The following is a 23,168-nucleotide window of genomic DNA, read 5'->3' as shown; positions in this document are numbered from 1 at the left end:
ACCCCTGGCGGGGGCGGCGGGTGCACTGTCGGCTTATGGGCGTGGGGGGCTGAGCGGTACCGGTGAGTGACCGGCGCCACACTCAAGGTAGGGAATAGGGGTTCACGCGTGCAACCCATTCGCCGGATCGGGTGGACCGACTCACCCCCGACAGAGCAAACTGACGCCAACCCATCGGAAGAGGCAGCGCGTTGGCACTCCGCACCAGCACCACGGAACGACAGCGTCGACTCGGCGCGGAGCTGCGGAAGCTGCGCGAACAGGCGGGCTGCTCCGTAACCGAGGGCGGGCACTTCATCGGCATGGGGCGCACGCACCTGGGTCACGTCGAGGCCGGGCGCACCGCCATCCCCTCGGACAAACTGCGCGCGCTCTGCCACGCGTACGGGTGCACACGGGAACCCTTGATCGAGGCGCTGGTCGCGATGAGCGAAGAGAGCGGCAAGGGGTGGTGGGCCGAATACCGCCGCGTCCTGAGTCAGCCCGTACTGGATCTAGCGGAGCTGGAGGCAGCCGCCGGCGGCCTCTACTCGTACGAGTCCCTGTTCATTCCCGGCATCCTGCAGACCCCCGACTACACGCGGTCCATTTTCCGCTCCAGCCGGACGGAACGGCCGAACGACGACCTTGAGCGGGCCGTCCAGTTCCGGATGGACCGGCAGCGCGTTCTCGCCCAGGAGCGCCCTCCGACTCTGCACGCCGTCGTCCACGAGGCCGCGCTCCACGTTCGGTTCGGCGGCGTGGCCGTCATGCGCAGGCAACTGCTGCACCTGATCCGGATGGCTGAACTGCCAGGAATCACGGTCCAAGTACTCCCCTTCACCGCAGAGGGCCTGTCCGCGTTCAGCACCCCGTTCCTGCTGGTCGAATCCCACAACTCGACCATGGAGACTGTGCTCGTGGAGAGCCCGGCGGCCTCGCTGTACGTCCACGAGAGTGACGCCGTACTCAAGTACAGGTCGCGCTTCGACCGGCTCCGCGCCGCCGCGCTCCCCGCCGTGGACCCGGGAGTGTCCGCGTCCACACACGAGACGCGCGATTCCCTGGCCCTGATCCAGCACTTGCTCTACAGCCTTCAGGAGGCCTGACAATGCCCCAACTGTCCTGGCAGAAATCGACGTTCAGCGAAGACCAGGCAAACTGCGTCTACGTCGCCACCGCCCCCGACGGAACGATCCGCCTCCGCGAGAGCGACGCCCCGGACACTGTCATGGCCACCGGCCTGGCTCAACTCGCCTTGCTGATACGGCAGATCAAACTCCGGGCCTGAGCGCAGCTCAGGATCCCTGCAGCTCCTGCATGCGCTTGGTCAACCGGGACGAGGTCAGAGAAGAGACAGCACGGCCAGGACGATCAACAACAGGGCTATACCGCCGACAATTCGCGCCGCTATACCGCTGGTTCGCTGATCGGCCACCTCCGAATAGCCCGGATCCTTCGAGTCGTATATCACGTCCAGCCGCTGCCCCACACCGACGGGCGCAACCTTGTAGGGCAGGCTTTCACGCTGATATTGCATGCCGTCGACTTCATACAGAAGCCTCAGTCTCCACTCACCCTTGTCAGTCTTCGACTTGTCCACGCATTTCGCGCGCACAGTCACCCCTCGGCTCCGGAGACTCTGCTCGCGCCAAATGAAGAGCAGCGCTCCCGCGAGCACGGGAATCCCGATCACCAGAATTGAGATCGCATAGCCCTGCACCTGCTCAAGCACTATCTCTCACCCCTTGACTCCAGACGGTCACGACGCCGCCATGTCCCGACCCGAACTCCCTGTTGCTCACGCTCGCTTAGCGCATCACCGACGTCCGCCAACTCACTTTTTCCACAAGGGAGTTCGCGAGCGGGGCACCAGAAATCACATCAAGGCCGCCACGACGAAGGAGAGGTAGATCACCGGGTAGGCGGCGGTGAGCAAGCTGATGGGGAGACCGAGGAGGACGTACGCGAGGAAGAGCAGCAATCGGACAACGGGCCCGGACCGGGAGCTCATGCGCTCCGGGGCGCCGGGATCGTACGTCACCTCGATCCGCTCCGGGTCGGTGGCGACGAGCTTGCCTCCGCCCAGGTACTCGCGCTCCACGCCCGCGATGTCGGTGAAGGTGTACACCTTGGTGGATGTGGTCTCGCCGTCCGAACCAGTGCCGTAGTCGGTCCGTTCGTACGTGGCCACGACAGTGATCCCGCGACGGCGCAGGAGCCACCAGTCCTTCGTCGACCGACACACGGCTGTCGTGATCGAGCAGCCGACGAGGAACACCGTGTAGAAGGCCGTCCAGATGACGATCACTTCCCGGTCACCGGTCGCGATCGTCAGGCCGAGCCCCAGGACGAACAGACCGCCGTAGAACCACCACGCTGCCCGCTCCCCTGCCGTCCACCCCGCACCCGGCCGCCGGACTCTCGGCGGCGTCGGCAGGACCGACACGGCCGCGGAACCGTCCCGGCGCGGCTCGGCCGCATCCCGCACGGGCAGGGCGGAGTTGACGGCGGCGGCAAAGGCTGTGGCGGCCGCGGCGCTCGACGGCCGCAGTGGGTAGGTGACGGGGACGGATCCGTCCGGGCCCGAGGTGAGAACGATCTCGATCCCGCGCCGCCCCTCCGGCCCGCGCGCCCGGACCGTCTCGATGGCGGTGAGCGGGATACGCACGCGCAGCCCGGTACCGAACCGGTCCAGCAGGACAGCGCCCTGCTCCAGACGCGCGGTAGTACGACGGCTGCGCAACACCTGGTCGGTCACGTCGGCACGGTAGGGCATGGGCATGACGCCCCGGAAGACGGACGGCACACCACGCGTACGCCGATGCTGGCCCAATTCTTCGGCGCCGGCTGACGACACCGACTTCAAGCGCGTGCTTTCCGCCATTTCCTGAACCCACGGGTGATCGACCTTGAGGTCCAGTAGGTGTTCAGATGTGCCCAAATATTTGGCGCCACTCCTCCCCGCTTGAGGTTGTCTCGCCCCCAGAAGTCATGGTGATCGATATCGGTGGCGTCACCGAAGAACTGCCAAAATATATCGGGCCTATCCAGTTTGATGACGGCACGGACGAGCTCTTTGAGGCCACGACCCCAGTCGAGTCCAAAAATGACGAAGTGATCACCTTTGGCGGACATCGTGCTTCGATGAATCTCGTCCACGATCAGGCCAGGAAGAGCGCGACCATAATAGTCGTCCTCGACCCCAAAATGCTCCTCGAATTTATTTACAGGAGTATGATCACCAAATAAGCCGCGTGGCGCGCTCGGTCGAACCGCCCAATCGTTCACCCATTGATCGAGATCTTTTGAGCTCACTTCCGTGTGAACGACCATCGACTCGGACCCCTTTTGTTGGCTCGATACGCCATACAAGACCACGTCTACGATTCCGCCTCCGTCGACCCTGTCAGCCACCGCGAGGGCCTTCTTGACCTTTCGGGCAATTGAACTGAATCGCCGAGGCTCGAAGTACCACGCCCGACTAATGGGGAGCACAATCATTACACGCACACTGCCAGCAGCCATGCAGCGCAACGTAGCACCTAGTACACGACCTGGAGCCCGACTTGAGCACACCAGCGGAGTAGAAGCTCGACAAATTGACGAAAAGGGCATTACCATCCTGGGCGCCACCAGGGAATTCAAGTGGCTCAACGGGTATATCGAAAAACTAGAGGGCGCCGCTTCGCCCCGCCAGACCGCCCGGCCGGGCGAAGCGCTGTCGACGGGCCGGATGCGGGCAGGCCGAACCCTGCTCGACGTGGGCGGTCCACAGCAGACGCCCCCACCGAGCCAGGCAGATCCCCTTTACGCGCTCCGACCCCACCGGCACACTGACCAGGCGTCAACCCGTCAGCCATCCGGTGCTTCCCCCCCTCCCCGGGCCCGACGGAGTACTCCTGCTGGACCCAAGGAACAGAGGAAGCACCATGAGACGCTCCACCTTGCTCACGCGTGCCCTGGGTACCGGGGCGCTGGCCACCGCTGCGACCTCCCTGGCCCTGGTCTACGTACCTGTCACCACCTCGGTCCCGCGTCTCGACATCGTCGGGGCGCTGGCCGCGACCGCCGTACTCACGGCCGCCTGGGCACTGGCGTGCCTCACCGCACCCCGCCTGACGACACCCGACACGCCCCCGCCCGCCGAGCCCCCCGCTTTACCGTCCCAACTGCCCGCCATTCCACGTGACTTCGGGCGGGCGACGGGCGCCGTACTGATCGCACTCACCCCGTGCACCCTGGCCTGGCTCGCCATGAGGGGTGGCACGTTCATCGGCTCCTTCCTCTTCTTCCTCACCCTGTTCGGCACGCTGAAGATCGCCACGTTCCTGCGCCGCTCGGCATCTCCGAAAGCCTTCCGGGACAAGGTGAGGGTTCTGATCGAGGACGCCGCCGCGGGCGAGGTGCATGCGGTGCGTGTACGTGTCGGGCGTCCGCTGCTCCTGCGCTACAGCGAGCGCGGCGACCGGCCGGGCCAGATCTCCGTAACGCAGGAGTACAGCCTCCTCCTCCACGACGCGAGCGGTGACGAGATTCCGCTCGCGACGACAGAAGTGAGCGAACTTGCCCGCGCAGGGGAGCTGTTGAGCGGTACCCAGGGCTGGCTGATGTGGTCACGCCGTTACAAGCTGATCGAGAGCATGCAGCCGGTGGCATTCGTGGCCGACCGCGACGGCACCACGATCCTGGGCCTGACGAACCCTGCCGAAGTCACTTACCGCACCGCCACCCACAGCGTCCGCGACCCCCGACCCACCACCCGCGACCGCCGGGCCCGCCCCCTGCGCCGCAACGCAAAGTTCCGCCTGCCGGTCCACGGCCCCATCGCCGCCGGCGCCCTCCTCGCATCCCTGCCCGCCCTCCTCCTCGGCACCGACGGCCTGCCGGGCCTGCTCGCCTGGCTGCTCTGCGGCCTGGCGGTGGCCGCCTTCGTGACCGGGGTGCTGCGCGGGGTCAGCGCGACCGCCGACTGCGTCGTCAAGGACACCGAGTGGACGGAGCGGGACGAGCAGGATCCGTCGATCACATGACGTGACGACGGCGTGGTCAGGCGGGACGTGGTCCGGCGTATCTCCGGCACCCGATGCGGATGGCCCGGTTGCCAGGCACGCCCCCGCACCATCAGTCCGGCTCAGACCCCCGTACGTGCTCCCGTCCCCCCTCACGCGGGCGCCCCCGCGCCGGCCGCGGGCGGTGTGGCATGAGGTCTCGGACGTTCGCCTCGCCCGCCCCTACCAGCGGGAGCGGATGCGTGTCCGTGCCGGAGGGGCGTAAGACCTCGCCCGCCCCCTCCTCCCGGCCCGGGAACCGCAGCAGACGGCCCGGAGTGGGTATGGGCGGCTCGGTCGGTGGGTGGTCCGTCGCGCCCGGCCGCTCGCGCGGGTCCGCCGGGGAGTCCGTCGCCCGCGCATGCTCGTCCCACCCCGCCCGGAACCAGTCGAGCCGGCCCTCGTCGAGCTCGTCGGCCGTGAGGATGCGTATGCCTTCGACCCCCGCCTCCTGAACCTTGCGGCCCAGTTCGATCAGGAGTCCCCCCAACAGGTGGGATACGTCGCCCTGTTCGGCCGCATCCCCCGTGTCCCCGGACTCACTGCGCGTAGATGCCAGTGCCTCCGAGTCACCCCCCTCGCGCGCCATACGCACACCCCTTCACGCCCCACCCCCAGGGCTACCGTTCCCTCAATCGCCGTCCGGCAGAAACTGCTTCGCGACCTTGACAAAGGTCTCCAGCAGCTCTGGCGGCACACCCATCCTCCGCGCGGCCTCCTCCGGACTGAGGCGCTGGTCCTCTGCTCCCCTTTTCCCTTCGTGCGCTCCGGTAACCGGCAGGTCGTCCTCCGAAACCCGTCCTGAGCGGATCAGCATGTCGCGCAGCGGGACGTCGAGCACGCCGGCCAGGCGTCGCATCGTCTCCAGATCCGGCATGCTCTGGCGCTGCAACAGGCGGCTGACGGCGGCGCGGTGAACTCCCGCGTCGTCCGCGAGCTTCGACTTCCCGCCCCCGCGCGGACTGTCGATGTCGTAGCCCCGCCTGCGCAGCAGACCCTCGATCCAGGACGCGAACTCCTCCAGTCCGTCGGCCCCCTTGGGACGGCTGCGCGCCCCCTCGTCGCGGTAGCTCTGGTCGTTGTGGGCATTGGCCCACGAGCTCGTGCCCATGTGGTCGCTCTCCCCTCGTCGCGGGGACAGCGTACCGATCGCGCGCGCACCAAAGGTGTGCGCGCTCGCGCGCAGTTGTGGAGATTCACCCAACTTTCTTGCCGGGCCCGGCCGTTGAGCCAATCCCCACACGTCACAGCAGGCACTTCATTCGCTTGCGCTCGCGCTCGCACCATGCGACGCTGAGCGCGCGTTCGCAATTGTCGAACACATATTCCCATGCGTGGGGAGGCGCTGCACGTGTCCGGTCTGACGACTTCTTTCACTGCCGCTTTGACCTTGGGTTTCCTTGATTCCGACGATCAGCTCGACTGGCGCAGGGCAGCCGCCTGCGCCCATCTCCCTCAACGATCCGTGTTCACCCGGAGCCCCTCCGAAGCGGAACCGGCGTTGCGAGCCTGCAATCACTGCCCGATACGGGAGGAGTGCGAGACCGTGGTCGATCCCGCGCGCACCTGGTTCGACGGGGTGAGTGGAGGGCGGCTGTGGCGCAATGGGCGCGCGGTCGTCGACGGGAGGGCGGAACTATGAGCAGCCGCATCCCGGAAGTGGCGGATGTCGAGACCTCCTCCGCAGCTGCCGCCGTCTGGCTCCGCAGCCTCGCTGATCGATTTCCTTTACTGATCGAGGAGTTGGCCCCCTCTACGGGCCGCGCCCTGGGCGAGCGACGCGGGGGCGCCCCCACCGGTGGCACCGCACCCGTCCGGCTCTTCGTCTCCGACACCCTTCGCGACGTCACCGACGGGGTGGTGGAGCTGGAGGAGGCCGTACGCGAACGGCTCGGGCTGCGGCCTGCACGGCCCGCCCCCGTCCCCGTACGCCTGCGGCGCATCGCATCGCTCGTAGACCGCATCACCCACCTCCCGGACCTGGCCGCCCACGTGGCATCGGAGTCCCGCCGCATGGCGGAGCGCTGCGGGCGGGCGCTGGGCGAGCCCGAGCAGCTCGTACGCATCGCCGGACGCTGCCCCGCGTGCGACTCCGTCTCGCTGCGGGCACTGCCGGAACGGGCGGTCGTGATGTGCATCAACCCCGCCTGCCGCCACATCCTGGAGGACGCGTCGTGACCTGCTCTCCGACCACCACCCCCCTCACCTCCGTCGCCCCCTCCGGCCCGCTCATCACCGGCGACCTCGCCGCGGCCGAGACCGGCGTCACCCCCGCCACCATCCGTAAGTGGGTGCAGCGCGGCCACCTGGCCTCGGCCGGACAGCAGGGACGCGCCCTGCTCTATCGCCTAGAGGATGTGTTCGCCGCCGAACGCGCGGTGAATCTGCGAACAGCCCCCGCCCCATCCCGGTCCGCCGGCTAGCCCGGCCGGCACTGCCACCACCGAGCCCCCGAAGGCCGTGTCCGCGCATCACGCGGGCACGGCCTTCACGCATGTCGGAGCACCAACAGCCTTACCCGGAAGGCGAGTTGCGAGATCTGAACCCCTGCGTCACAGTTGAAGCAGCGGCAGAGCTGCGCCCACGGACCGAACGGATCCGGGGCGACGGTCCTGCCGCTTTGTGTTGCCCGGACGGAGCCCGGACCTCCTCGTCGCCGTCGCGGCCGGGCCCCGTACCGCTCCCGCTCTCCATCCTTGCGAACCCTCCGAAGGGAGTGTTCATGTGTCTGTCCTGAACTTTCCCGACGTCGAACGCCTCGTCGTCGACTTCCTGAAGACCCGCACCGAGCTGGCCGGGACCACCGTCGACAACCGGCCGCCCAGCGGCTTCGACGGCACCCAGCAGGTCGTCCTCGTCTCGCGTAGCGGCGGCACGTGGATCGACGACCTCTACCTCGACCATCCGATCGTCGACCTCGAGGTGTACGCCGCCGACAAGACGACGGCCCACACGATCTCGCTCGCCGCCCGTGCCTGTGTCCACGAACTCCAGGGCACCGGCTACGGAACGGCGATCGTCACCGACGTGGCGGAGGCGGAGGGTCCGCGCTGGTACCCCGACTACAACCGCCCGGCGAGCAACCGCTATCTCACCCGGCTGCAGCTCTCCGTCCGGCCGGCCTGACCCGTTCCACACCTCAGACCTCACACCTCAGTCCTGAGATCTCGGACCTCACACCTCATGAAGGAGTCGTTCCATGGCTGCTCCCAACACCAGCTCGCAGATCCGCGTCCCGGGTACCGGCAAGGTGCTCGTCGCCGCGTTCAACCCCACCACTCCGGCCGCCGCCCCCGCCGACACCAGCGTGCCCTGGGCCGCTGCGTGGACCGAGCTCGGCTACACCTCCACCGACGGTGTCAAGCTCGCCAAGAAGGACAAGATCGACCAGGTGGACGGCTGGCAGTCGGTGAGCGCGCTGCGCTACATCTACTCCGACCGTGAGCTCACGCTGAAGTTCCAGCTGATGCAGTTCAACAAGAACACCCTGCCGTTCTTCATGGGCGGCGGCGCCACGGCGACGGCGCCGACCCCGGCCGAGGCCGGCACCTACAAGTACGACCTCACCACCAACCCGGCCGCCGACGAGCGGGCGCTGGGCTTCGAGTTCACGGACGTCCAGAACGGCACGGCGGTCGTCTACCGCCTGATCGTCCCGCGCGGCCAGGTCACCGACACCGAGGAGATCTCGATGACCCGTACCGGCGCCATGAAGCTCGGCATCACCTTCACCGCGTTCGCCCAGGACGACACGACGAAGCCGCTGGCCACGTGGCTGATGAAGGACGGCGCGTACGCGTAACGGGCACCGCCCCGCACCATCCCGCCCGGCGCGCACCCCATGCGCGCCGGGCTTCGGTCGTCCCCCGTTTCCCCCCAACTCCCTCGATCGGAGCACCTCATGGCCGGATTCAACGTCAACGCCGCCCGCGCCCAGCGCCTCGAAGCACTCGGCCGCGCCTGGACCTTCCAGCTCGACGACGACACCTTCGAGCTGCCGACCGAGTTCGGCCGCAGCATGGCCCGCAAGCTGCGCGCCCTCGACGACAACGACGTCGACGGGCTTCTCCAGCTGCTGCTCGGAGACGCTCAGTTCGCCCGCTTCGAGCGGCACGACGTCACCATGCAGGACATCGCCGCCATCCTGGAGGCCTACGGCACGGAGACCGGGCTCGGCCTGGGGGAAGACTGAGCCTCGACGCACTCGCCGAAGAGCACGCCGAGGCCCTCGAGGCTGATCTGCTGCGCCACTACGGCGTGGACCTGCTGGACTGGTATCGCGGGCGACTGTCGTCGCGGCGGCTCGCGGTGCTGCTGCGGCATCTGCCGCGAGACAGTGCCCTCGCTCACTCTCTGCACGGTGAGGCCGCGGAGTGGGCGACCACGGACCATCTGCTGGCCGCAGTGGTCGATCAACTGGCCGAGGCGAACTGGATGTTCGCCACGGTCAACCGGGACGAGGACTCGAATCCCCTCGATCCGCCTCAGCCGATACCCCGCCCCGGCGCGGAGGCCGACCCGCCGGCGACGGACGCCGGCCCGGCCTCCGAGCCGATGCCCAGCGCGGAACGGTTGGTCAAGTTCTTCATCTGACGCTCCAGGTGTCAGAGAAGAGACAGCACGGCCAAAACGATCGACAGCAGTGCGATACTGCCGACAATTCGCGCCGCTATACCGCTGGTTCGCTGATCAGCCACCTCCGAATAGCCTGGATCCTTCGAGTCGTATATCACGTCCAGCCGCTGCCCCACACCGACGGGCGCAACCTTGTAGGGCAGGCTTTCGCGCTGATATTGCATGCCGTCGACTTCATAAAGAAGTCTCAGTCTCCACTCACCCTTGTCGGTCTTCGACTTGTCCACGCATTTCGCGCGGACAGTCACGCCCCGGCTACGGAGACCCTGCTCGCGCCAAATGAAGAGCAGCGCTCCCGCCAGCACGGGAATCCCGAACACCAGAATTGGGATCGCATAGCCGTGCACCTTCTCAAGCACTATCTCCCACCCCTTGACTCCAGACGGTCACGGACCCGGCAGCCAGCAATTCTACCCAGAAGCCCCCGGCAAAACTCATCTCCCTGAGAAGTCCAGGAGAAACAGTGGCCAGTCGAACAAATGATGAAATCTACGAAAAAGTAGTCACTATCAAGTCCCTGCTGACAAGCAAGCAGGACACGTGGGTCACCAAGGCGCACTTCGACGCCAGCATCAAGGGCCTCGCCAAGCCGAGCCCCGAGAAAAAGGAGGAGCCGAAGAAAGAGGAGGAGAAGCCGAGCACGTTCGAGCAACTGGCGCCGCTGACCGGCATCGGCGACATCGTCGTCAACATCATCAAGAAGAACTGGATTCCGGCGGCCCTGGCCGCGATAGCCGCACTCGGCATCAAATTCTTCAACTGGGATGTCCTCGGCGAGAAGCTGCTGGGCAAGCTCAAGCTGAAACTGGACCCCAAGAAGTTCATCGGTATCACCAAGAACGCACCTGCCGCCCCTGCCGTCCAGGTGCCCACAAACAGGATCGACCTCGAACGGCTGAAGAACATGCGGAGTGCCGCTCTGGCACTCACCCGGTCACTGAGCGATCTCCACAAGGAAGTCCAGCAGGTCTCGACCCAAATCGCCTGATCCCGCCCATGAGGGGGATCCGCTCGGCCCGGAAGGAGTTTCCGTGTCCCTAGCCCGCAGTCTGTCCACTGCCACCGCCTCGCTGTCGCGCTTTCGCGGCGCCGCGAGTCAGGCTTCCGCATCCGCCCGTCAGCTGCAGTCCAGCGCCGCGCAGAGCGGACGGAGCATCGACTCCATAAAGTCCGCGTCCACCAAGACGCAAAGCTCACTCGGCGCGTCCGCCAAATCGACGACCGGTTTCAAGACCTCCCTCGACCACCTCAAGTCCTCGTCCGGCAAGGCCAACACCGCCCTCCGTGACGTGAAGCGCCAGTCCGACGCGGTCGAGAAGTCCGTCGGCAAGGCCGGCAAGTCCGCCGGCGGCAGCGGTAAGTCCATGGGCGGGCTCGGCAAGGGGCTCAAGGGTGCGACGCTCGCCCAGAAGGGCCTCAACACCGCCATGAAGGCCAACGCCTTCGGGCTGATCATGACGCTGCTCGCGCCGATCATCGGGCAGTTCATCAACATGGACAAGGTGTCCAAGGCCCTAGCCACCGGCGTGAAGTGGGCCTGGAACGCGATCTCCGGGGCCATCAAGTCCCACGCCGGGCCCATCAAGAGCATCATGAAGGGCCTGGTCAACGGCTTCACCGCGCTGCCGCGCGCCTATATCGGCGGCATCAACGCCATGATCCGCGGCCTCAACTCGATCCACGTCAAGATCCCCGGCTGGGTGCCGATCGTCGGCGGCAAGGAATTCGGGATCCATCTGCCGCAGATCCCGAACATCCCCACCCTCGCCGAGGGCGGCGTCGTCTCCGCCCGCTCCGGCGGCCGGCTCGCCCTCGTCGGTGAGGGCGGCGAGGCCGAGGCCGTCATCCCGCTGTCCAAGCTGAGCCGCATGCTCGGCCACCACCCCGGCGGCGGAGCCGCACTGCACCGGCTCGCCGCCGCCGTCGAGGCGCTCGCGGACCGGCCCGTGCACGTCGCGGTGGACTCCCAGGTCATCGCCCGCGCCGTCCTCATGGGACAGCGCCAGCTCGCCCGGAGGTGAGGAACGCACATGACCAGAAATCTGTGGATCGGCAAGCCCGGACTGCTGCGTGAGATCGATCAGTCCGCCAAGAGCTGGGACCGGACCGCCGACCTGAACGTCACCGAGTTCAAGTCCTTGGAAGGGACGGTCACCACCGTCGCTCCCGCGCGCACACCGCGTCGCCTGAAGTTCGCCTGGGACGCGCTGCTCCCCGAGGACGCCCAGCACCTCGCCCGGCTCGCCCGGCGCGTCAACGGGCCGGGCATGCAAGGCAGTCCGGTCACCGCCTACGGTCCCGTCGCCGTGCTCGACCCCGCGTCCGTGAACCTGCTCGACCCGTACCAGGCCGCCGGCCAGAGCGGCTCCGCCAGTGGCGCCGATCACTGGTTCACCGTGCAGGGCACGGCCGTCATCAGCCCGTTCATGGGCGACACCGTCCTCGTCGACTGCCAGGACGCGAGCACCCGGATCGGCTGGCGGCACGGGACCTGGCCGGGCTGGCCGGTCGCCCCCGGCATGACCGTCTCGTGGCTGCTCCCGCCCGACTGGATCGATGCCATCGCGACGGCGCAGCTGGACTGGAAGGACGTCGACGGGACGTATCTGAGCACCAGCGCCGTCACCGGCGGGAGCGTCACCGGCACCGCCCCCAGTGGCGCCGCCTTCGTCACCCCGGTCGGCGGTCCGGGCACCACCGGCCTGGCCGGGCTCGCCGGCGCCTGTCTCACCGTCGGCGACACCCCGGTGGCGTTCGCCCTCGGCGACGGCTGTCCGGCGATGAGCGTGACCGCGTACAGCGACGCACCCGCGAACCCGCTGCCATACCGGAACGTCGGCATCGACCTGGTGGAGGTGCGCGGTGCAGAACTCTGACGACGTCCTCGCCGCCGCTCTCGCCGCCCCCGAACGCACCCCGGACCACTCCACGCGGCTCGGCGGGCAGGAGCACGGCGAGCAGGTGCAGTCGTGGAAGCTGGAGCGGTCCTACGCGACCGACCTGCCCGAGGCGCTCCGCGCGTTCTCCGGCAGCGCCTCGGCGCAGCTGGAGCTCCAGCTCGGCGGCGCCGACGCGGAACCCGCGCCGCGCCTGTACTCCGCGTGGGCCCCGCGCTCCACCGCGGACGTCGTACGGCCCGGGCAGTCCGTGGTGCATGCCACCGGCCTGTCCGGCCGCACCCTGCCGGCCTTCCGCGGCACCGTGCGGTCCCGCTCGGCGGCGTCCGGCAGCGACACCGTCACCGTGCAGGCCCTGGACGGCGCCGAGCGGCTGCGCGGCCCCGCCCAGCTGCCCCGCCCGTACCACGGGCTGCTGTACGGCAGACCGGTCGCCACCACCGTCTGGTGCGTGGACGAACTGCTGCGCCAGGGCGGCATCCACACCTGTCCGCCACCACGCGCACCTGCCCCGGCCGACGCGCTGGACCAGCCCTTCACCGCCCTGTACGCCTCCTTGCACGGCGGCTTCAACGCGAGCCACGGCCAGCCGGAGACACTGCCGGACCCGGCCTCGTACAGCTGGATCCGGGACGGAGCGCCGCACGAGATGGCGCTCATGCCGGCAGCGGCGCGACTCGCCGTGTCCTGGATGCCCCGCTCGCGCTTCGCCGTGTCGGGAAAGGTCTTCCAGGCCGAGTGCTGGGTGAACACCGCGCTGGCGAAGGACAGCATCGTCGAGATCAAGCTGGTCTTCGACCGCAGCGCGGGGGCCTACGGCTACTACAGCGGCACCTTCGACATCTCCACCGGAGTGGTCAAGATCGCCGCGGGCACCCTGAACGGCGCGTACTGGTACTTCACCTGGGGGTTCAACCAGCTCGCCTCGCTGCGCGGCACCTGGCACCTCGGCTTCGCCGTGGACACCCGGGCCGGCGGCTCCTCGGTCCTCGCCACGGTCAAGCCCCGCCTGACCGCGCCCGACGGCCAGTATCTGGCCGGCGGTCCGGCGACGTTCGTGGACGCCTCCGCCGGACAGCCGCCGTCCGAGCTCCAGCGGGTCGATCTGACGACCGACATGGCCGTCGAGTGCCTCCAGGTCACCGACCGTTCCTGGCCCGACCTCGACTCCTACAACGGCAACGAGTGGGACCTGAAGGGCCGCTGGCGGAAGGGCGCCGTCCTCGACACCGCGGACATCCCTCTCTACGACATCCCGCAGGTGTCGGGATCGCAGTGGGACGCGCTCACGGAGATCGCACGGGCCACGATGTCGACGGCCGAGTTCGACGAGCAGGGCGTCTTCCGGTGGCGGGGCCCCGACCGGTTCCGCTCCGTGCCGCCGCGCCCCGACCTGACGGTGACCACCCGGCACAGCATCGCCGCGCTCACCGTCTCCGAGGAGATCGACGCCTGCCGCAACTACTGCTCGCAGCCCTACGCGGACTGGACCGGCGTCACCAGCCTCAACGGGCAGGCGGTGCTCGACACCGTGATCCGGGAGATCAAGCCGAACACGGTCGTCGAGGTCCGGTACACCGTCGCCGAGGACGAGAACGACATCGGCCCGCTCGGCATCGACGACGACGCCGCCCCGATCAACGGCCACAAGGTGCGCTTCGGCAGCACCGCCACCGGCGGCACCTCGGTGAAGGGCAGCGTCACGGTCAGCGCGCTGCGCGACGGTCCCGACTACGTCGTGCGCTTCATCAACCACGGCACCAGCAGCGTGTGGACCGTGACGAAGGACGGCAAGCCGTCCGTCCAGATCATTCCGCAGGTCCGCTCCGCGCAGTCCAAGCAGCGCACCTTCGCCTGGTACAACAGCACGAGCCAGGCGTACTACGGCAAGCAGGTCTACGAGGCTCCCGCCTCCGCCTGGGTGCAGTCGCGCCAGTCCGCCGACACGCTGTCGCACGCCATGCTCGACGCCGGCCGCTACCCGGTGCCGGTGCTCGGCGAGGTGGATGTCCTGCACGATCCGCGGGTCCAACTCGGTGACACCGTACGGGTGGTGGACACCACGGGCGCCGAACTGGACACGCTCGCCTGGGTGGTCGGCATCCGCTCCACCTTCCAGGCCGGGACGGCGCCGCAGCAGACGCTGACGCTGCGCGGCACCTCGTACAACGGCGTGCCGCTCGACCCCGGCCTCGTCCCCGATCCGCCCGTCGATCCGCTGTACGGCACGCAGCGCACGTACGCGGACATCACCGCGGCCTACGCGACGCTCGACCAGCTGACCGCCACCGGACTCACCTACCGCGACCTGCTCGTTCCCGCCGGAGGCACGTCATGAGTGAACTGCCGCCCGAGCAGCCGGCTACGGAACCGCCGGACGACTCCACCGAGCCCGACGGGAACGTGGCGCTGCCCGTCCCGGTCGACAGCCCCGCCGCCTCGTCCGGCGACGGCGGCTCGCCCGCCGAAACGCTTCCGCCGACTCTGCCCACATAGGCCGACTCCGCCTGCACAGGCCGACTCCGCCCGTACGCGGGGGCCGGCTCCGCCCACCTAGGAGGACCCGCCATGTCCCTGCTCACCTCCCTCGGAGGGCTGCCCTATCCGCAGCCCTCCGACGCCGCAAACATCCCCCAACACATGCAGTCCCTGGCGGAGGCGGTCGACGGCCGCACCGTGCTCAGGTTCGCCGACGCGGCGTCGCGTGACGCGAAGGTCGTCGCGCCCGTCGCCGGAATGCTCGCCTTTCTCACCACGCCCAAGCAGTTCACGTACTACACGGGGACCGTCTGGGCCCAGCTCGACACCGGCCCCGTCCACAAGGCCAACACCACCACCGGCACCACCACGTCGACGGCCTACGTGGAGACGCTGACCGGTTCCACCGGCGACCCCACGTCCGTCACCTTCACCGCCCCGCCGTCCGGTGCCGTCCTCATCACCGTGGGCGCCAAGGTCAACAGCTCGGTGGCGACCACCGCCTGTTACGCGTCGGCGAACGTCAAGAACGGCGCGACGACCGTCCTCGCCGCCGCCGACGCCCGCGCCGCCGTCGTCACCGGCACCAGCGCCTTCTCGGCGAGCACCCAGTTCCAGGTCACGGGCCTGACCGTGAACACGACGTACACCGCGACGCTCGCCTACAAGTCGGCGGTCACCACCAGCACCGCCACCTTCACCAACCGCTTCATCACGGTCACCAACGTGTGAGGAACCGCCCATGGCCACACCCCTGACCGCGTACGCCTTCGCCCGCGCCCTGCGCAGCGAGGGCGTACGCCTCTCCGAACACACCGACTGGCAGACCCACAACCGCAATCACAAGGGCCCCTGGGGCCCGGTCAACGGCGTCATGCTGCACCACACGGCCGGCCGCGACAGCCTCACCCTCTGCCGCGACGGCACCGCCGCACTGCCCGGACCGCTGTGCATCGGCCTGATCGCCAAGGACGGCACGGTGCACCTGGTCGGCTACGGCCGCACCAACCACGCGGGCGCCGGATCAGCGGCCGTGTACGACGCCGTACGCGCCGAGCGCACCGCCCCCTCCCCGCCCGGCCCGGACACAGTCGACGGCAACACCCATTTCTACGGCTTCGAGATCGAGAACCTGGGAACGGGACAGGACCCGTACCCGTCGGCCCAACTCGCCGCCGTGGAACGGGTTTCCGCAGCCCTGTGCCGCGCCCACGGCTGGACGGCGGCGAGCGTCATCGGCCACAAGGAGTGGACGCGGCGCAAGATCGACCCGTCGTTCTCGATGGCGGGGATGCGGGTGCGCGTCGAGGCCAGACTCGGGCTGCGCCCGGCACCGGCGCCCGCCCCTGCTTACGCCGACTTCCCCGGCACCGCGTTCTTCGTGCCGGGCCGCCGCAGCGACCTCGTCACCGCCGTCGGCCGCCGGCTCGTCGCGGAGAGCTGCGGACGGTACAGCGTCGGCCCCGGTCCCGTGTGGGGCGAGGCCGACGTCCTCTCGTACGCCGCCTGGCAGCGCCGGCTCGGCTACGTGGGGGCGGCGGCGGACGGCATTCCGGGGCGTACCAGCTGGGACAAGCTCCGCGTGCCGCACGCCTGAGGAGGTGATGACGACGACAGACGAAGGAGGGCAGAGCATGACGGCCATAGACACCGGAGGCGTCGCCGTCGAGCTGGAGCGGCTGAGGCGCAGCGTCGACGTCGGATTCGCCACCACCCGGGGTGACTTGGCGCTCCTCCTCCAGCGCGCCGACCAGACCGACAAGACCCTCGTCGAACACGAGGAACGCATCGGCGCCCTGGAACGCACGCGCTGGCCGCTGCCCTCCCTGGCGGCGGCCACGTCCTGCACGGCACTCGCACTCACGGTGTGGCAGTCGCTGGGGCGCTGAGGCGGCATCCGCAGGCCCGGACCGAAATGACACACGGGCCGGGAGACACATACGCGCCAATCTCCCGGCCCACTCCCGCCATAGACCGCTCAGACCCCCACCTCGCCTGACAGTGACGCAAGTTGGGGATACATTGCCGAGCCTTCACAGCACGCCCACCCCCCGCGTCTGTACCCCCTTCCCCCCACGCATCGTGTGCCACCCACACCGCCAACGGAAAGGGCAGTCAGCCGTGCCTCACGCTTCCCCGCATCCCTCCCGGCATCCTCAAGGACGACGCCTCAGACGCGTACGCCTGCTCGGCGTCCTCGCCTCGCTCGCCCTGGCCGCCGGTCTCACCGGCGCTCTCGGCAGCCCGGCGGCCGCCGCGGACACCACCGCACCCGCAGCCCCGGTCGACACAACCGCCTCCTACGACTCCGCCGCGCTGACCGCCAAGATCACCTGGGTCAGGGGCGACGGCAAGAAGGTCGCGGGCTACCGCGTCTACCGGCGTCCGCAGGGGCAGGGCCCCGACAGCTACACCGCCGTCAGCAGCACGGAGTCGCCGGCCTCGACCACGTACTCCGACAAGCCCCCGGCGACCGGAGGCACCTACTCCTACGCCGTGCGTGCCGTCGACAAGACCGGGCAGGAGTCGGCCTACAGCACGGCTGCCGATGTCACCACCGTGGACCAGCTGGCGCCCGACGGACCGATGTGGATCTCCGCATCGTCCGGCAGCGAGGCCAACTCCCTTGCCTGGAACGAGGTTTCGGACGCGGCGCGCTGCGAGGTGTACCGGGCTTCGGAAGAAACCGGCGAGACGGGTGCGTTCACGCGCATCGCCACCGTGGAGTCGACCTCGTACGCCGACACCGGCGCATGGGCCGACGTGCCGTACGCCTACAAGGTGCGTGCAGTGGACGCGGCCGGCAACCTGTCGGACTTCTCCGATCTCGCCCGCGCCACCCGTGACACCACCGCACCGCTCTCCCCGCAGGACCTGACCGTCGCGAAGCAGGACGAGCAGGGGATCACCCTGACGTGGCGCAACGGCGGGTCCGACGCGGTGAAGTACAACGTCTACCGCGGGACCTCTCCCTCCAGCGCCCCCAACGTGAAGGTGGGTTCCACGAACACGCTCACCTACCGCGACACGTCGGGGGACGCCGGGCTCGGGTACTTCTATCTCGTGCGGGGAGTGGACGGCACCGGGAACGAGTCCGCCGGTACCGCACCCGTCCTCGCCACCAAGCAGGTCGGTCCCACCACCGTGCCGGCGTCCCCCAACCTCAACGTCGCCTACGTCGCGGGCGACAAGCTGACGCTGAAGTGGCTGCAGAGCCCGTACGTGCCCATCTCCCAGTACCGGGTGTACCGCTCGAGGACCACACCCGTGGATACGACCTCTCCGGCGAACGAATTCGCCGTCACCTCGGAAACCTCCCTCTCCCGCACCGTCGCCGACGACGAGAAGGACTACTACTACGCCGTGGTGGCGGAGTCCGGTTACGGGGTCCTGTCGACGCCCTCCGCGTCCCGGCTGCCGGAGCTGCGTCCGCCCCAGCTGCCGCCCGCCACCTCGTTCTGGAATGTCCAGGCGGGCGACGGCCGGGCCACGCTGAACTGGTACGCAGTGGGCTTCAGCACCGACGAGCCGCCCTTCGCCGGATACCGCCTGTACCGCTCGACCACGCCCGGCGTCACGCCGGGTAACGCCGAGGCGGTGTTCGCCCCGACGAGCGACGGCTACGTCGACACCGGCCTGACCAACGGCACCACGTACTACTACGTCGTCACCGTGCTCAACACCGACGGCGTCGAGTCGAACCTGTCCCCCGAGGTCTCGGTCACCCCGACCGCCTGACCCGGTAGCCAGTAGCACGCATGACAAAGGGGCCGGGAGGTTGAATCACTTCAACCTCCCGGCCCCTTCAGGCAGTTGCGCATGCGCCTACTGGTCCTGCGACCGCTTGGGTCGCCACACCACCAGCGCGCTCGTCTGCTGGACCTCCTGGTACGGGACCAGGTCCCGGCGGTACGAGGCGTGGACGGCCGCCTCGCGCTGCTGCATCGCCGCTGCCGCGCCCTCCACCGCCGAGGACAGTTCCGCCACGCGGGACTGGAGCGCCGCGACCTGGTTCTCCAGTTCGATGATGCGCTTGATGCCCGCGAGGTTGATGCCCTCGTCCTGCGACAACTGCTGGACGGTGCGCAGCAGTTCGATGTCGCGGGCCGAGTAGCGCCGGCCGCGGCCCGCCGTGCGGTCCGGGGAGACCAGGCCGAGACGGTCGTACTGGCGCAGGGTCTGCGGATGCAGCCCGCTGAGCTGGGCGGCCACCGAGATGACGTAGACCGGAGTCTCGTCGGTCAGCTCGTAGGCCCGGCCAACAAAGGAACTCTGTCGTCGACGGCCGTCCATACGCTCATGCTCCCTTCGCGGCCTGGAACAGTTCTGCCCGCGGATCGGTGTCCGCAGTCGCCTTCCGGTACGCCTCCAGGGCGTCCTTCGCGGTGTCGGTCAGTTCGGTGGGAACCGCGACCTCCACCGTGACGAGCAGGTCGCCGCGGGTGCCGTCCTTGCGGACCGCGCCCTTGCCGCGCGCCCGCATCGTCCGCCCGTTCGGCGTGCCCGGGGGCAGCTTCAGGGTGACGGGGGGCCCGCCGAGCGTGGGGACCTTGACCTCGCCGCCGAGCGCCGCCTCCGGGTAGGTGACCGGCACCGTGACCGTGAGGTTGTCGCCCTTGCGGCCGAAGACCGGGTGGGCGTCCACGTGCACGACCACGTACAGGTCGCCCGCCGGGCCGCCCCGCTCGCCCGGTGCGCCCTTGCCGCGCAGCCGGATGCGCTGGTTGTCCGAGACCCCGGCCGGGATACGGACCTGCATGGTGCGCGACGACTTGGCGCGGCCCGAGCCCTTGCAGACCTCGCAGGGGTTCTCCGCGATCAGGCCGCGGCCCTTGCAGTCCACGCACGGGTCGGTGAGCGAGAAACCGCCACCGCCGCCGCGCGACACCTGGCCGGTGCCGACGCAGGTCGGGCACACGCGCGGTGTGCCGTTCTTGTCGCCGGTGCCGGAGCACGCCTTGCAGGGGGCCTGCGAGGACATGCGGAGCGGGACCGTGGCCCCGTCGACCGCCTCGGTGAAGCTGAGCGTGACCTCGGACTCGATGTCCTGGCCACGGCGCGGCTGCGTGCGCGTGCCGGTGCCCGCGCCGCCCCGGTTGAACAGGCCGCCGAAGACGTCCCCGAGTCCGCCGCCGAACCCGCCGGCACCACCCGGCGCCCCGCCCTGGGGGCCGCCTCCGAAGAGGTCTCCCAGGTCGAAGTTGAACGAGCCGCCGCCCGCCCCGCCCGGCCCCGGGCGGTAGCCGCCGTTGCCGAACAGGGTGCGCGCCTCGTCGTACTCCTTGCGCTTCTTGGGGTCACCGAGGACGTCGTTCGCCTCGGAGATCTCCTTGAAGCGCTCCTCCGCCTTGGGGTTGCCCTTGTTGGCGTCGGGGTGGTTCTCCCGGGCGAGCTTGCGGTACGCCTTCTTGATCTCGGCGTCGGTGGCGTCCTTGGGGACGCCGAGGACCTTGTAGTAGTCCTTCTCGATGAAGTCCTTCGTGCTCATCCTCGACGTCCCTCCTCTCGCTGCAACTCTCGCTGCTTACTGACGTCAGCCCTCGTCCGGGCCACCGTTCTCCTTGCCGTCGGCCGCGCCGCCGTCCTTGTCGGACTCGCCCTTGGCCGCCTGGGCCCCGGGCTGCGGCTCGGCCACCGCCACCCGCGCGGGGCGGATGGTGCGCTCGCCGATCCGGTAGCCCGGCTGCAGGATCGCCACGCAGGTCGTCTCGGTGACGTCCGGCGCGTACGAGTGCATCAGGGCCTCGTGGATCGTCGGGTCGAAGGGCTCGCCCTCCTTGCCGAACTGCTGGAGCCCCATCTTGGCGGCCACCATCTCGAGCGACTCGGCGACCGACTTGAAGCCGCCGACCAGCTCACCGTGCTCGCGGGCACGGCCGATGTCGTCGAGTACGGGAAGGAGCTCGGTCAGGAGGCCCGCGACCGCGATCTCCTTGACCGTGACCCGGTCCCGCTCCACCCGGCGACGGTAGTTCTGGTACTCGGCCTGGAGCCGCTGGAGGTCCGCCGTGCGCTCACCGAGCGCCATGCGTACCTGGTCCAGCTGAGCCGTCAGGCCTACGTTCGCAGCCGCCGAAGCGGCTCCGTCTGAAGCTGCTGCGTCCCCGGCCGGGGCCGCCCCCTCCTTCTTGGCGGAAGAGGCGGCGGCCTTCGGCTCGGCGTCGTCGGGGGTGGCGCCGGAAGGGACGTCAGGCTTCTCGTTCTCGTCGAAGCCCGGGGTCTCCTCCGTCACGCGGCACCGTCCTTGCGGTCCTCGTCGACGATCTCGGCGTCGACGACGTCGTCGTCAGCCTTGGCGTCACCCTGCGGGGCGGCGCCCTCGGGGCCACCGGCCGCCTGCGCGCCCTGGGCGTCGGCGTACATGGCCTGGCCCAGCTTCTGCGAGACGGCGGCGACCTTCTCCGTGGCGGTGCGGATCTCGGCCGTGTCCTCGCCCTTGAGCTTCTCCTTCAGCTCGGTGAGCGACTCCTCGACCTCGGTCTTCACGTCACCGGGGACCTTGTCCTCGTTGTCCTTGAGGAACTTCTCCGTCTGGTAGACGAGCTGCTCGCCCTGGTTACGCGTCTCGGCGGCCTCGCGGCGACGGTGGTCCTCGTCCGCGTACTGCTCGGCCTCCTGGCGCATCCGGTCGACCTCGTCCTTCGGCAGCGAGGAGCCGCCGGTGACGGTCATCTTCTGCTCCTTGCCCGTGCCCAGGTCCTTCGCGGTCACGTGCATGATGCCGTTGGCGTCGATGTCGAAGGCGACCTCGATCTGCGGGACACCACGCGGGGCCGGCGGCAGACCGGTGAGCTCGAACATCCCGAGCTTCTTGTTGTACGCCGCGATCTCGCGCTCGCCCTGGTAGACCTGGATCTGCACGGACGGCTGGTTGTCCTCGGCCGTCGTGAAGATCTCGGAGCGCTTGGTCGGGATCGTGGTGTTGCGCTCGATGAGCTTCGTCATGATCCCTCCCTTGGTCTCGATGCCGAGGGACAGCGGGGTCACGTCGAGGAGCAGGACGTCCTTGACCTCGCCCTTGAGGACACCGGCCTGCAGGGCGGCGCCGATGGCGACGACCTCGTCCGGGTTCACACCCTTGTTGGCGTCCTGGCCGCCGGTCAGCTCCTTGACGAGCTCCGCGACGGCGGGCATACGGGTCGAGCCACCGACGAGAACGACGTGGTCGATCTCGGAGAGCTGGATGCCCGCGTCCTTGATGACGTTGTGGAACGGCGTCTTGCAGCGCTCCAGGAGGTCGGACGTGAGCTGCTGGAACTGGGCGCGCGTGAGCTTCTCGTCCAGGTGCAGCGGGCCCTCGGCGGACGCCGTGATGTAGGGCAGGTTGATCGTGGTCTCCGTGGAGGAGGACAGCTCGATCTTGGCCTTCTCGGCCGCCTCGCGCAGGCGCTGGAGCGCCATCTTGTCCTTGGAGAGGTCCACGCCGTGACCGTTGTTGAACTGCTTGACCAGGTAGTCGACGACGCGCTGGTCCCAGTCGTCACCACCGAGGTGGTTGTCGCCGTTCGTGGCCTTCACCTCGACGACGCCGTCGCCGATCTCCAGGAGGGACACGTCGAAGGTGCCGCCACCGAGGTCGAAGACGAGGATCGTCTGGTCGTCCTTGTCGAGGCCGTACGCCAGGGCGGCGGCCGTCGGCTCGTTGACGATACGCAGGACGTTCAGACCGGCGATCTCGCCGGCCTCCTTCGTCGCCTGACGCTCGGAGTCGTTGAAGTACGCCGGGACGGTGATGACCGCGTCCGCGACCTTCTCGCCCAGGTACGCCTCGGCGTCGCGCTTCAGCTTCTGCAGGATGAAGGCGCTCATCTGCTGCGGGTTGAAGCTCTTGCCGTCGATCTCGATCTTCCAGTCAGTGCCCATGTGGCGCTTGACCGAACGGATCGTCCTGTCGACGTTGGTGACCGCCTGGCGCTTGGCTACCTCGCCTACCAGCACCTCACCGTTCTTCGCGAAGGCGACGACGGACGGCGTGGTCCTGGCGCCCTCGGCGTTGGTGATGACGGTGGGCTCGCCGCCTTCAAGAACGCTGACGACAGAGTTAGTCGTGCCCAGGTCGATGCCGACCGCACGTGCCATGGTGAATCCTCCAGCTGACTTGAGTGGAACAGGCTCAAGGATGCACGAC

General features: G+C 68.8%; 29 protein-coding genes. 19 read left to right on the top strand and 10 right to left on the bottom strand.

The features are described from left to right. Positions 1-191 precede the first annotated feature (191 nt). The gene (locus EOT10_RS09800; RefSeq protein ID WP_127827706.1) at positions 192-1,088 is read left to right on the top strand and encodes a helix-turn-helix domain-containing protein; all 897 of its coding nucleotides are present in this window, start codon (positions 192-194) and stop codon (positions 1,086-1,088) included. Between the two features lie 2 nt (positions 1,089-1,090). Then, positions 1,091-1,270, top strand: a complete 180-nt coding sequence (locus EOT10_RS09795; protein WP_127827705.1) for a DUF397 domain-containing protein — start codon at positions 1,091-1,093, stop codon at positions 1,268-1,270. 54 nt (positions 1,271-1,324) lie between these two features. Here the strand turns inward: EOT10_RS09795 and EOT10_RS09790 are convergent, their stop codons facing one another. From EOT10_RS09790 to EOT10_RS09780, 3 genes are all read right to left on the bottom strand, one after another. Then, positions 1,325-1,714, bottom strand: a complete 390-nt coding sequence (locus EOT10_RS09790) for a DUF3592 domain-containing protein (RefSeq protein ID WP_127827704.1) — start codon at positions 1,712-1,714, stop codon at positions 1,325-1,327. Positions 1,715-1,858: 144 nt separating this feature from the next. Next, the gene (locus EOT10_RS09785) at positions 1,859-2,740 is read right to left on the bottom strand and encodes a hypothetical protein (protein WP_127827703.1); all 882 of its coding nucleotides are present in this window, start codon (positions 2,738-2,740) and stop codon (positions 1,859-1,861) included. A gap of 104 nt (positions 2,741-2,844) precedes the next feature. Further along, positions 2,845-3,507, bottom strand: coding sequence for a VWA domain-containing protein (locus EOT10_RS09780; RefSeq protein ID WP_189491368.1), 663 nt, complete (start codon positions 3,505-3,507; stop codon positions 2,845-2,847). Between the two features lie 404 nt (positions 3,508-3,911). On the opposite strand from EOT10_RS09780, the gene EOT10_RS09775 reads away from it, so the two are divergent. Continuing rightward, positions 3,912-5,012: a hypothetical protein gene (locus tag EOT10_RS09775; protein WP_127827701.1), complete on the top strand. Its 1,101-nt coding sequence runs from the start codon at positions 3,912-3,914 to the stop codon at positions 5,010-5,012. Positions 5,013-5,103: 91 nt separating this feature from the next. Here EOT10_RS09775 and EOT10_RS09770 read toward each other — a convergent pair whose 3' ends face one another. After that, a complete protein-coding gene (locus tag EOT10_RS09770) occupies positions 5,104-5,619 on the bottom strand; it encodes a hypothetical protein (RefSeq protein WP_127827700.1) in 516 nt (171 codons plus the stop codon). Positions 5,620-5,661: 42 nt separating this feature from the next. Next, on the bottom strand, positions 5,662-6,141 hold the full coding sequence (locus EOT10_RS09765; protein ID WP_127827699.1) for a helix-turn-helix domain-containing protein: 480 nt from the start codon (positions 6,139-6,141) through the stop codon (positions 5,662-5,664). A 219-nt stretch (positions 6,142-6,360) separates the two neighbouring features. Here EOT10_RS09765 and EOT10_RS09760 point away from each other — a divergent pair, with 219 nt between their 5' ends. From EOT10_RS09760 to EOT10_RS09730, 7 genes are all read left to right on the top strand, one after another. Further along, on the top strand, positions 6,361-6,672 hold the full coding sequence (locus tag EOT10_RS09760) for a WhiB family transcriptional regulator (RefSeq protein WP_127827698.1): 312 nt from the start codon (positions 6,361-6,363) through the stop codon (positions 6,670-6,672). Then, positions 6,669-7,208 carry a hypothetical protein gene (locus tag EOT10_RS09755; protein WP_127827697.1) on the top strand — a complete coding sequence of 180 codons (540 nt, stop codon included), beginning with the start codon at positions 6,669-6,671 and terminating at the stop codon, positions 7,206-7,208. The genes EOT10_RS09760 and EOT10_RS09755 overlap by 4 nt, the downstream gene beginning before the upstream one ends. Continuing rightward, positions 7,205-7,453 carry a helix-turn-helix domain-containing protein gene (locus EOT10_RS09750; protein ID WP_127827696.1) on the top strand — a complete coding sequence of 83 codons (249 nt, stop codon included), beginning with the start codon at positions 7,205-7,207 and terminating at the stop codon, positions 7,451-7,453. Before EOT10_RS09755 ends, EOT10_RS09750 begins: the two co-directional genes overlap by 4 nt. Before the next feature lie 301 nt (positions 7,454-7,754). Next, positions 7,755-8,156, top strand: coding sequence for a hypothetical protein (locus EOT10_RS09745; protein WP_127827695.1), 402 nt, complete (start codon positions 7,755-7,757; stop codon positions 8,154-8,156). Positions 8,157-8,229: 73 nt separating this feature from the next. Further along, positions 8,230-8,832, top strand: coding sequence for a phage tail tube protein (locus EOT10_RS09740; RefSeq protein WP_127827694.1), 603 nt, complete (start codon positions 8,230-8,232; stop codon positions 8,830-8,832). A gap of 99 nt (positions 8,833-8,931) precedes the next feature. Next, entirely contained in the window at positions 8,932-9,222 is a 291-nt protein-coding gene (locus tag EOT10_RS09735; protein ID WP_127827693.1) for a hypothetical protein, read from the top strand. Positions 9,223-9,287: 65 nt separating this feature from the next. Further along, on the top strand, positions 9,288-9,623 hold the full coding sequence (locus EOT10_RS09730) for a hypothetical protein (protein WP_127827692.1): 336 nt from the start codon (positions 9,288-9,290) through the stop codon (positions 9,621-9,623). An 11-nt stretch (positions 9,624-9,634) separates the two neighbouring features. Here the strand turns inward: EOT10_RS09730 and EOT10_RS09725 are convergent, their stop codons facing one another. Beyond that, complete coding sequence (locus EOT10_RS09725; RefSeq protein WP_127827691.1) at positions 9,635-10,024, bottom strand: DUF3592 domain-containing protein; 390 nt, start codon at positions 10,022-10,024, stop codon at positions 9,635-9,637. A 104-nt stretch (positions 10,025-10,128) separates the two neighbouring features. Here EOT10_RS09725 and EOT10_RS09720 point away from each other — a divergent pair, with 104 nt between their 5' ends. From EOT10_RS09720 to EOT10_RS09685, 9 genes are all read left to right on the top strand, one after another. Further along, positions 10,129-10,653: a hypothetical protein gene (locus EOT10_RS09720; protein WP_127827690.1), complete on the top strand. Its 525-nt coding sequence runs from the start codon at positions 10,129-10,131 to the stop codon at positions 10,651-10,653. A gap of 43 nt (positions 10,654-10,696) precedes the next feature. Then, positions 10,697-11,686: a hypothetical protein gene (locus EOT10_RS09715; RefSeq protein WP_127827689.1), complete on the top strand. Its 990-nt coding sequence runs from the start codon at positions 10,697-10,699 to the stop codon at positions 11,684-11,686. Between the two features lie 9 nt (positions 11,687-11,695). Next, positions 11,696-12,541: a hypothetical protein gene (locus EOT10_RS09710; protein ID WP_127827688.1), complete on the top strand. Its 846-nt coding sequence runs from the start codon at positions 11,696-11,698 to the stop codon at positions 12,539-12,541. After that, the gene (locus EOT10_RS09705; RefSeq protein WP_127827687.1) at positions 12,528-14,900 is read left to right on the top strand and encodes a type 2 periplasmic-binding domain-containing protein; all 2,373 of its coding nucleotides are present in this window, start codon (positions 12,528-12,530) and stop codon (positions 14,898-14,900) included. Before EOT10_RS09710 ends, EOT10_RS09705 begins: the two co-directional genes overlap by 14 nt. Continuing rightward, positions 14,897-15,058: a hypothetical protein gene (locus EOT10_RS41235; RefSeq protein ID WP_189491365.1), complete on the top strand. Its 162-nt coding sequence runs from the start codon at positions 14,897-14,899 to the stop codon at positions 15,056-15,058. Before EOT10_RS09705 ends, EOT10_RS41235 begins: the two co-directional genes overlap by 4 nt. 72 nt (positions 15,059-15,130) lie before the next feature. Then, a complete protein-coding gene (locus EOT10_RS42580) occupies positions 15,131-15,772 on the top strand; it encodes a hypothetical protein (RefSeq protein ID WP_127827686.1) in 642 nt (213 codons plus the stop codon). A 10-nt stretch (positions 15,773-15,782) separates the two neighbouring features. Next, positions 15,783-16,637 (top strand): peptidoglycan-binding protein, encoded by an 855-nt coding sequence (locus EOT10_RS09695; protein ID WP_127827685.1) that lies wholly within the window; start codon positions 15,783-15,785, stop codon positions 16,635-16,637. Positions 16,638-16,674: 37 nt separating this feature from the next. Beyond that, positions 16,675-16,929, top strand: a complete 255-nt coding sequence (locus tag EOT10_RS09690; protein WP_127827684.1) for a hypothetical protein — start codon at positions 16,675-16,677, stop codon at positions 16,927-16,929. A 232-nt stretch (positions 16,930-17,161) separates the two neighbouring features. Then, on the top strand, positions 17,162-18,778 hold the full coding sequence (locus EOT10_RS09685) for a fibronectin type III domain-containing protein (RefSeq protein ID WP_127827683.1): 1,617 nt from the start codon (positions 17,162-17,164) through the stop codon (positions 18,776-18,778). Positions 18,779-18,865: 87 nt separating this feature from the next. On the opposite strand, the gene EOT10_RS09680 is transcribed toward EOT10_RS09685, so the two are convergent. The 4 genes from EOT10_RS09680 to dnaK are packed head-to-tail and all read right to left on the bottom strand — an operon-like array spanning position 18,866 to position 23,119. Beyond that, the gene (locus EOT10_RS09680) at positions 18,866-19,333 is read right to left on the bottom strand and encodes a heat shock protein transcriptional repressor HspR (RefSeq protein ID WP_127827682.1); all 468 of its coding nucleotides are present in this window, start codon (positions 19,331-19,333) and stop codon (positions 18,866-18,868) included. A gap of 4 nt (positions 19,334-19,337) precedes the next feature. Further along, positions 19,338-20,528 carry a molecular chaperone DnaJ gene (dnaJ, locus tag EOT10_RS09675; protein WP_127827681.1) on the bottom strand — a complete coding sequence of 397 codons (1,191 nt, stop codon included), beginning with the start codon at positions 20,526-20,528 and terminating at the stop codon, positions 19,338-19,340. Between the two features lie 45 nt (positions 20,529-20,573). Beyond that, positions 20,574-21,272 (bottom strand): nucleotide exchange factor GrpE, encoded by a 699-nt coding sequence (gene grpE / locus EOT10_RS09670; protein ID WP_127827680.1) that lies wholly within the window; start codon positions 21,270-21,272, stop codon positions 20,574-20,576. Further along, positions 21,269-23,119 (bottom strand): molecular chaperone DnaK, encoded by a 1,851-nt coding sequence (dnaK, locus tag EOT10_RS09665; RefSeq protein ID WP_127827679.1) that lies wholly within the window; start codon positions 23,117-23,119, stop codon positions 21,269-21,271. Before dnaK ends, grpE begins: the two co-directional genes overlap by 4 nt. Between the last annotated feature and the right edge of the window lie 49 nt (positions 23,120-23,168).

The organism is Streptomyces antnestii (genome assembly GCF_004005495.1).
Lineage (GTDB): Bacteria > Actinomycetota > Actinomycetes > Streptomycetales > Streptomycetaceae > Streptomyces > Streptomyces antnestii.
The sequence above is the reverse complement of the archived record's forward strand: the minus strand, read 5'-3'. Positions and strand labels throughout refer to the sequence as shown.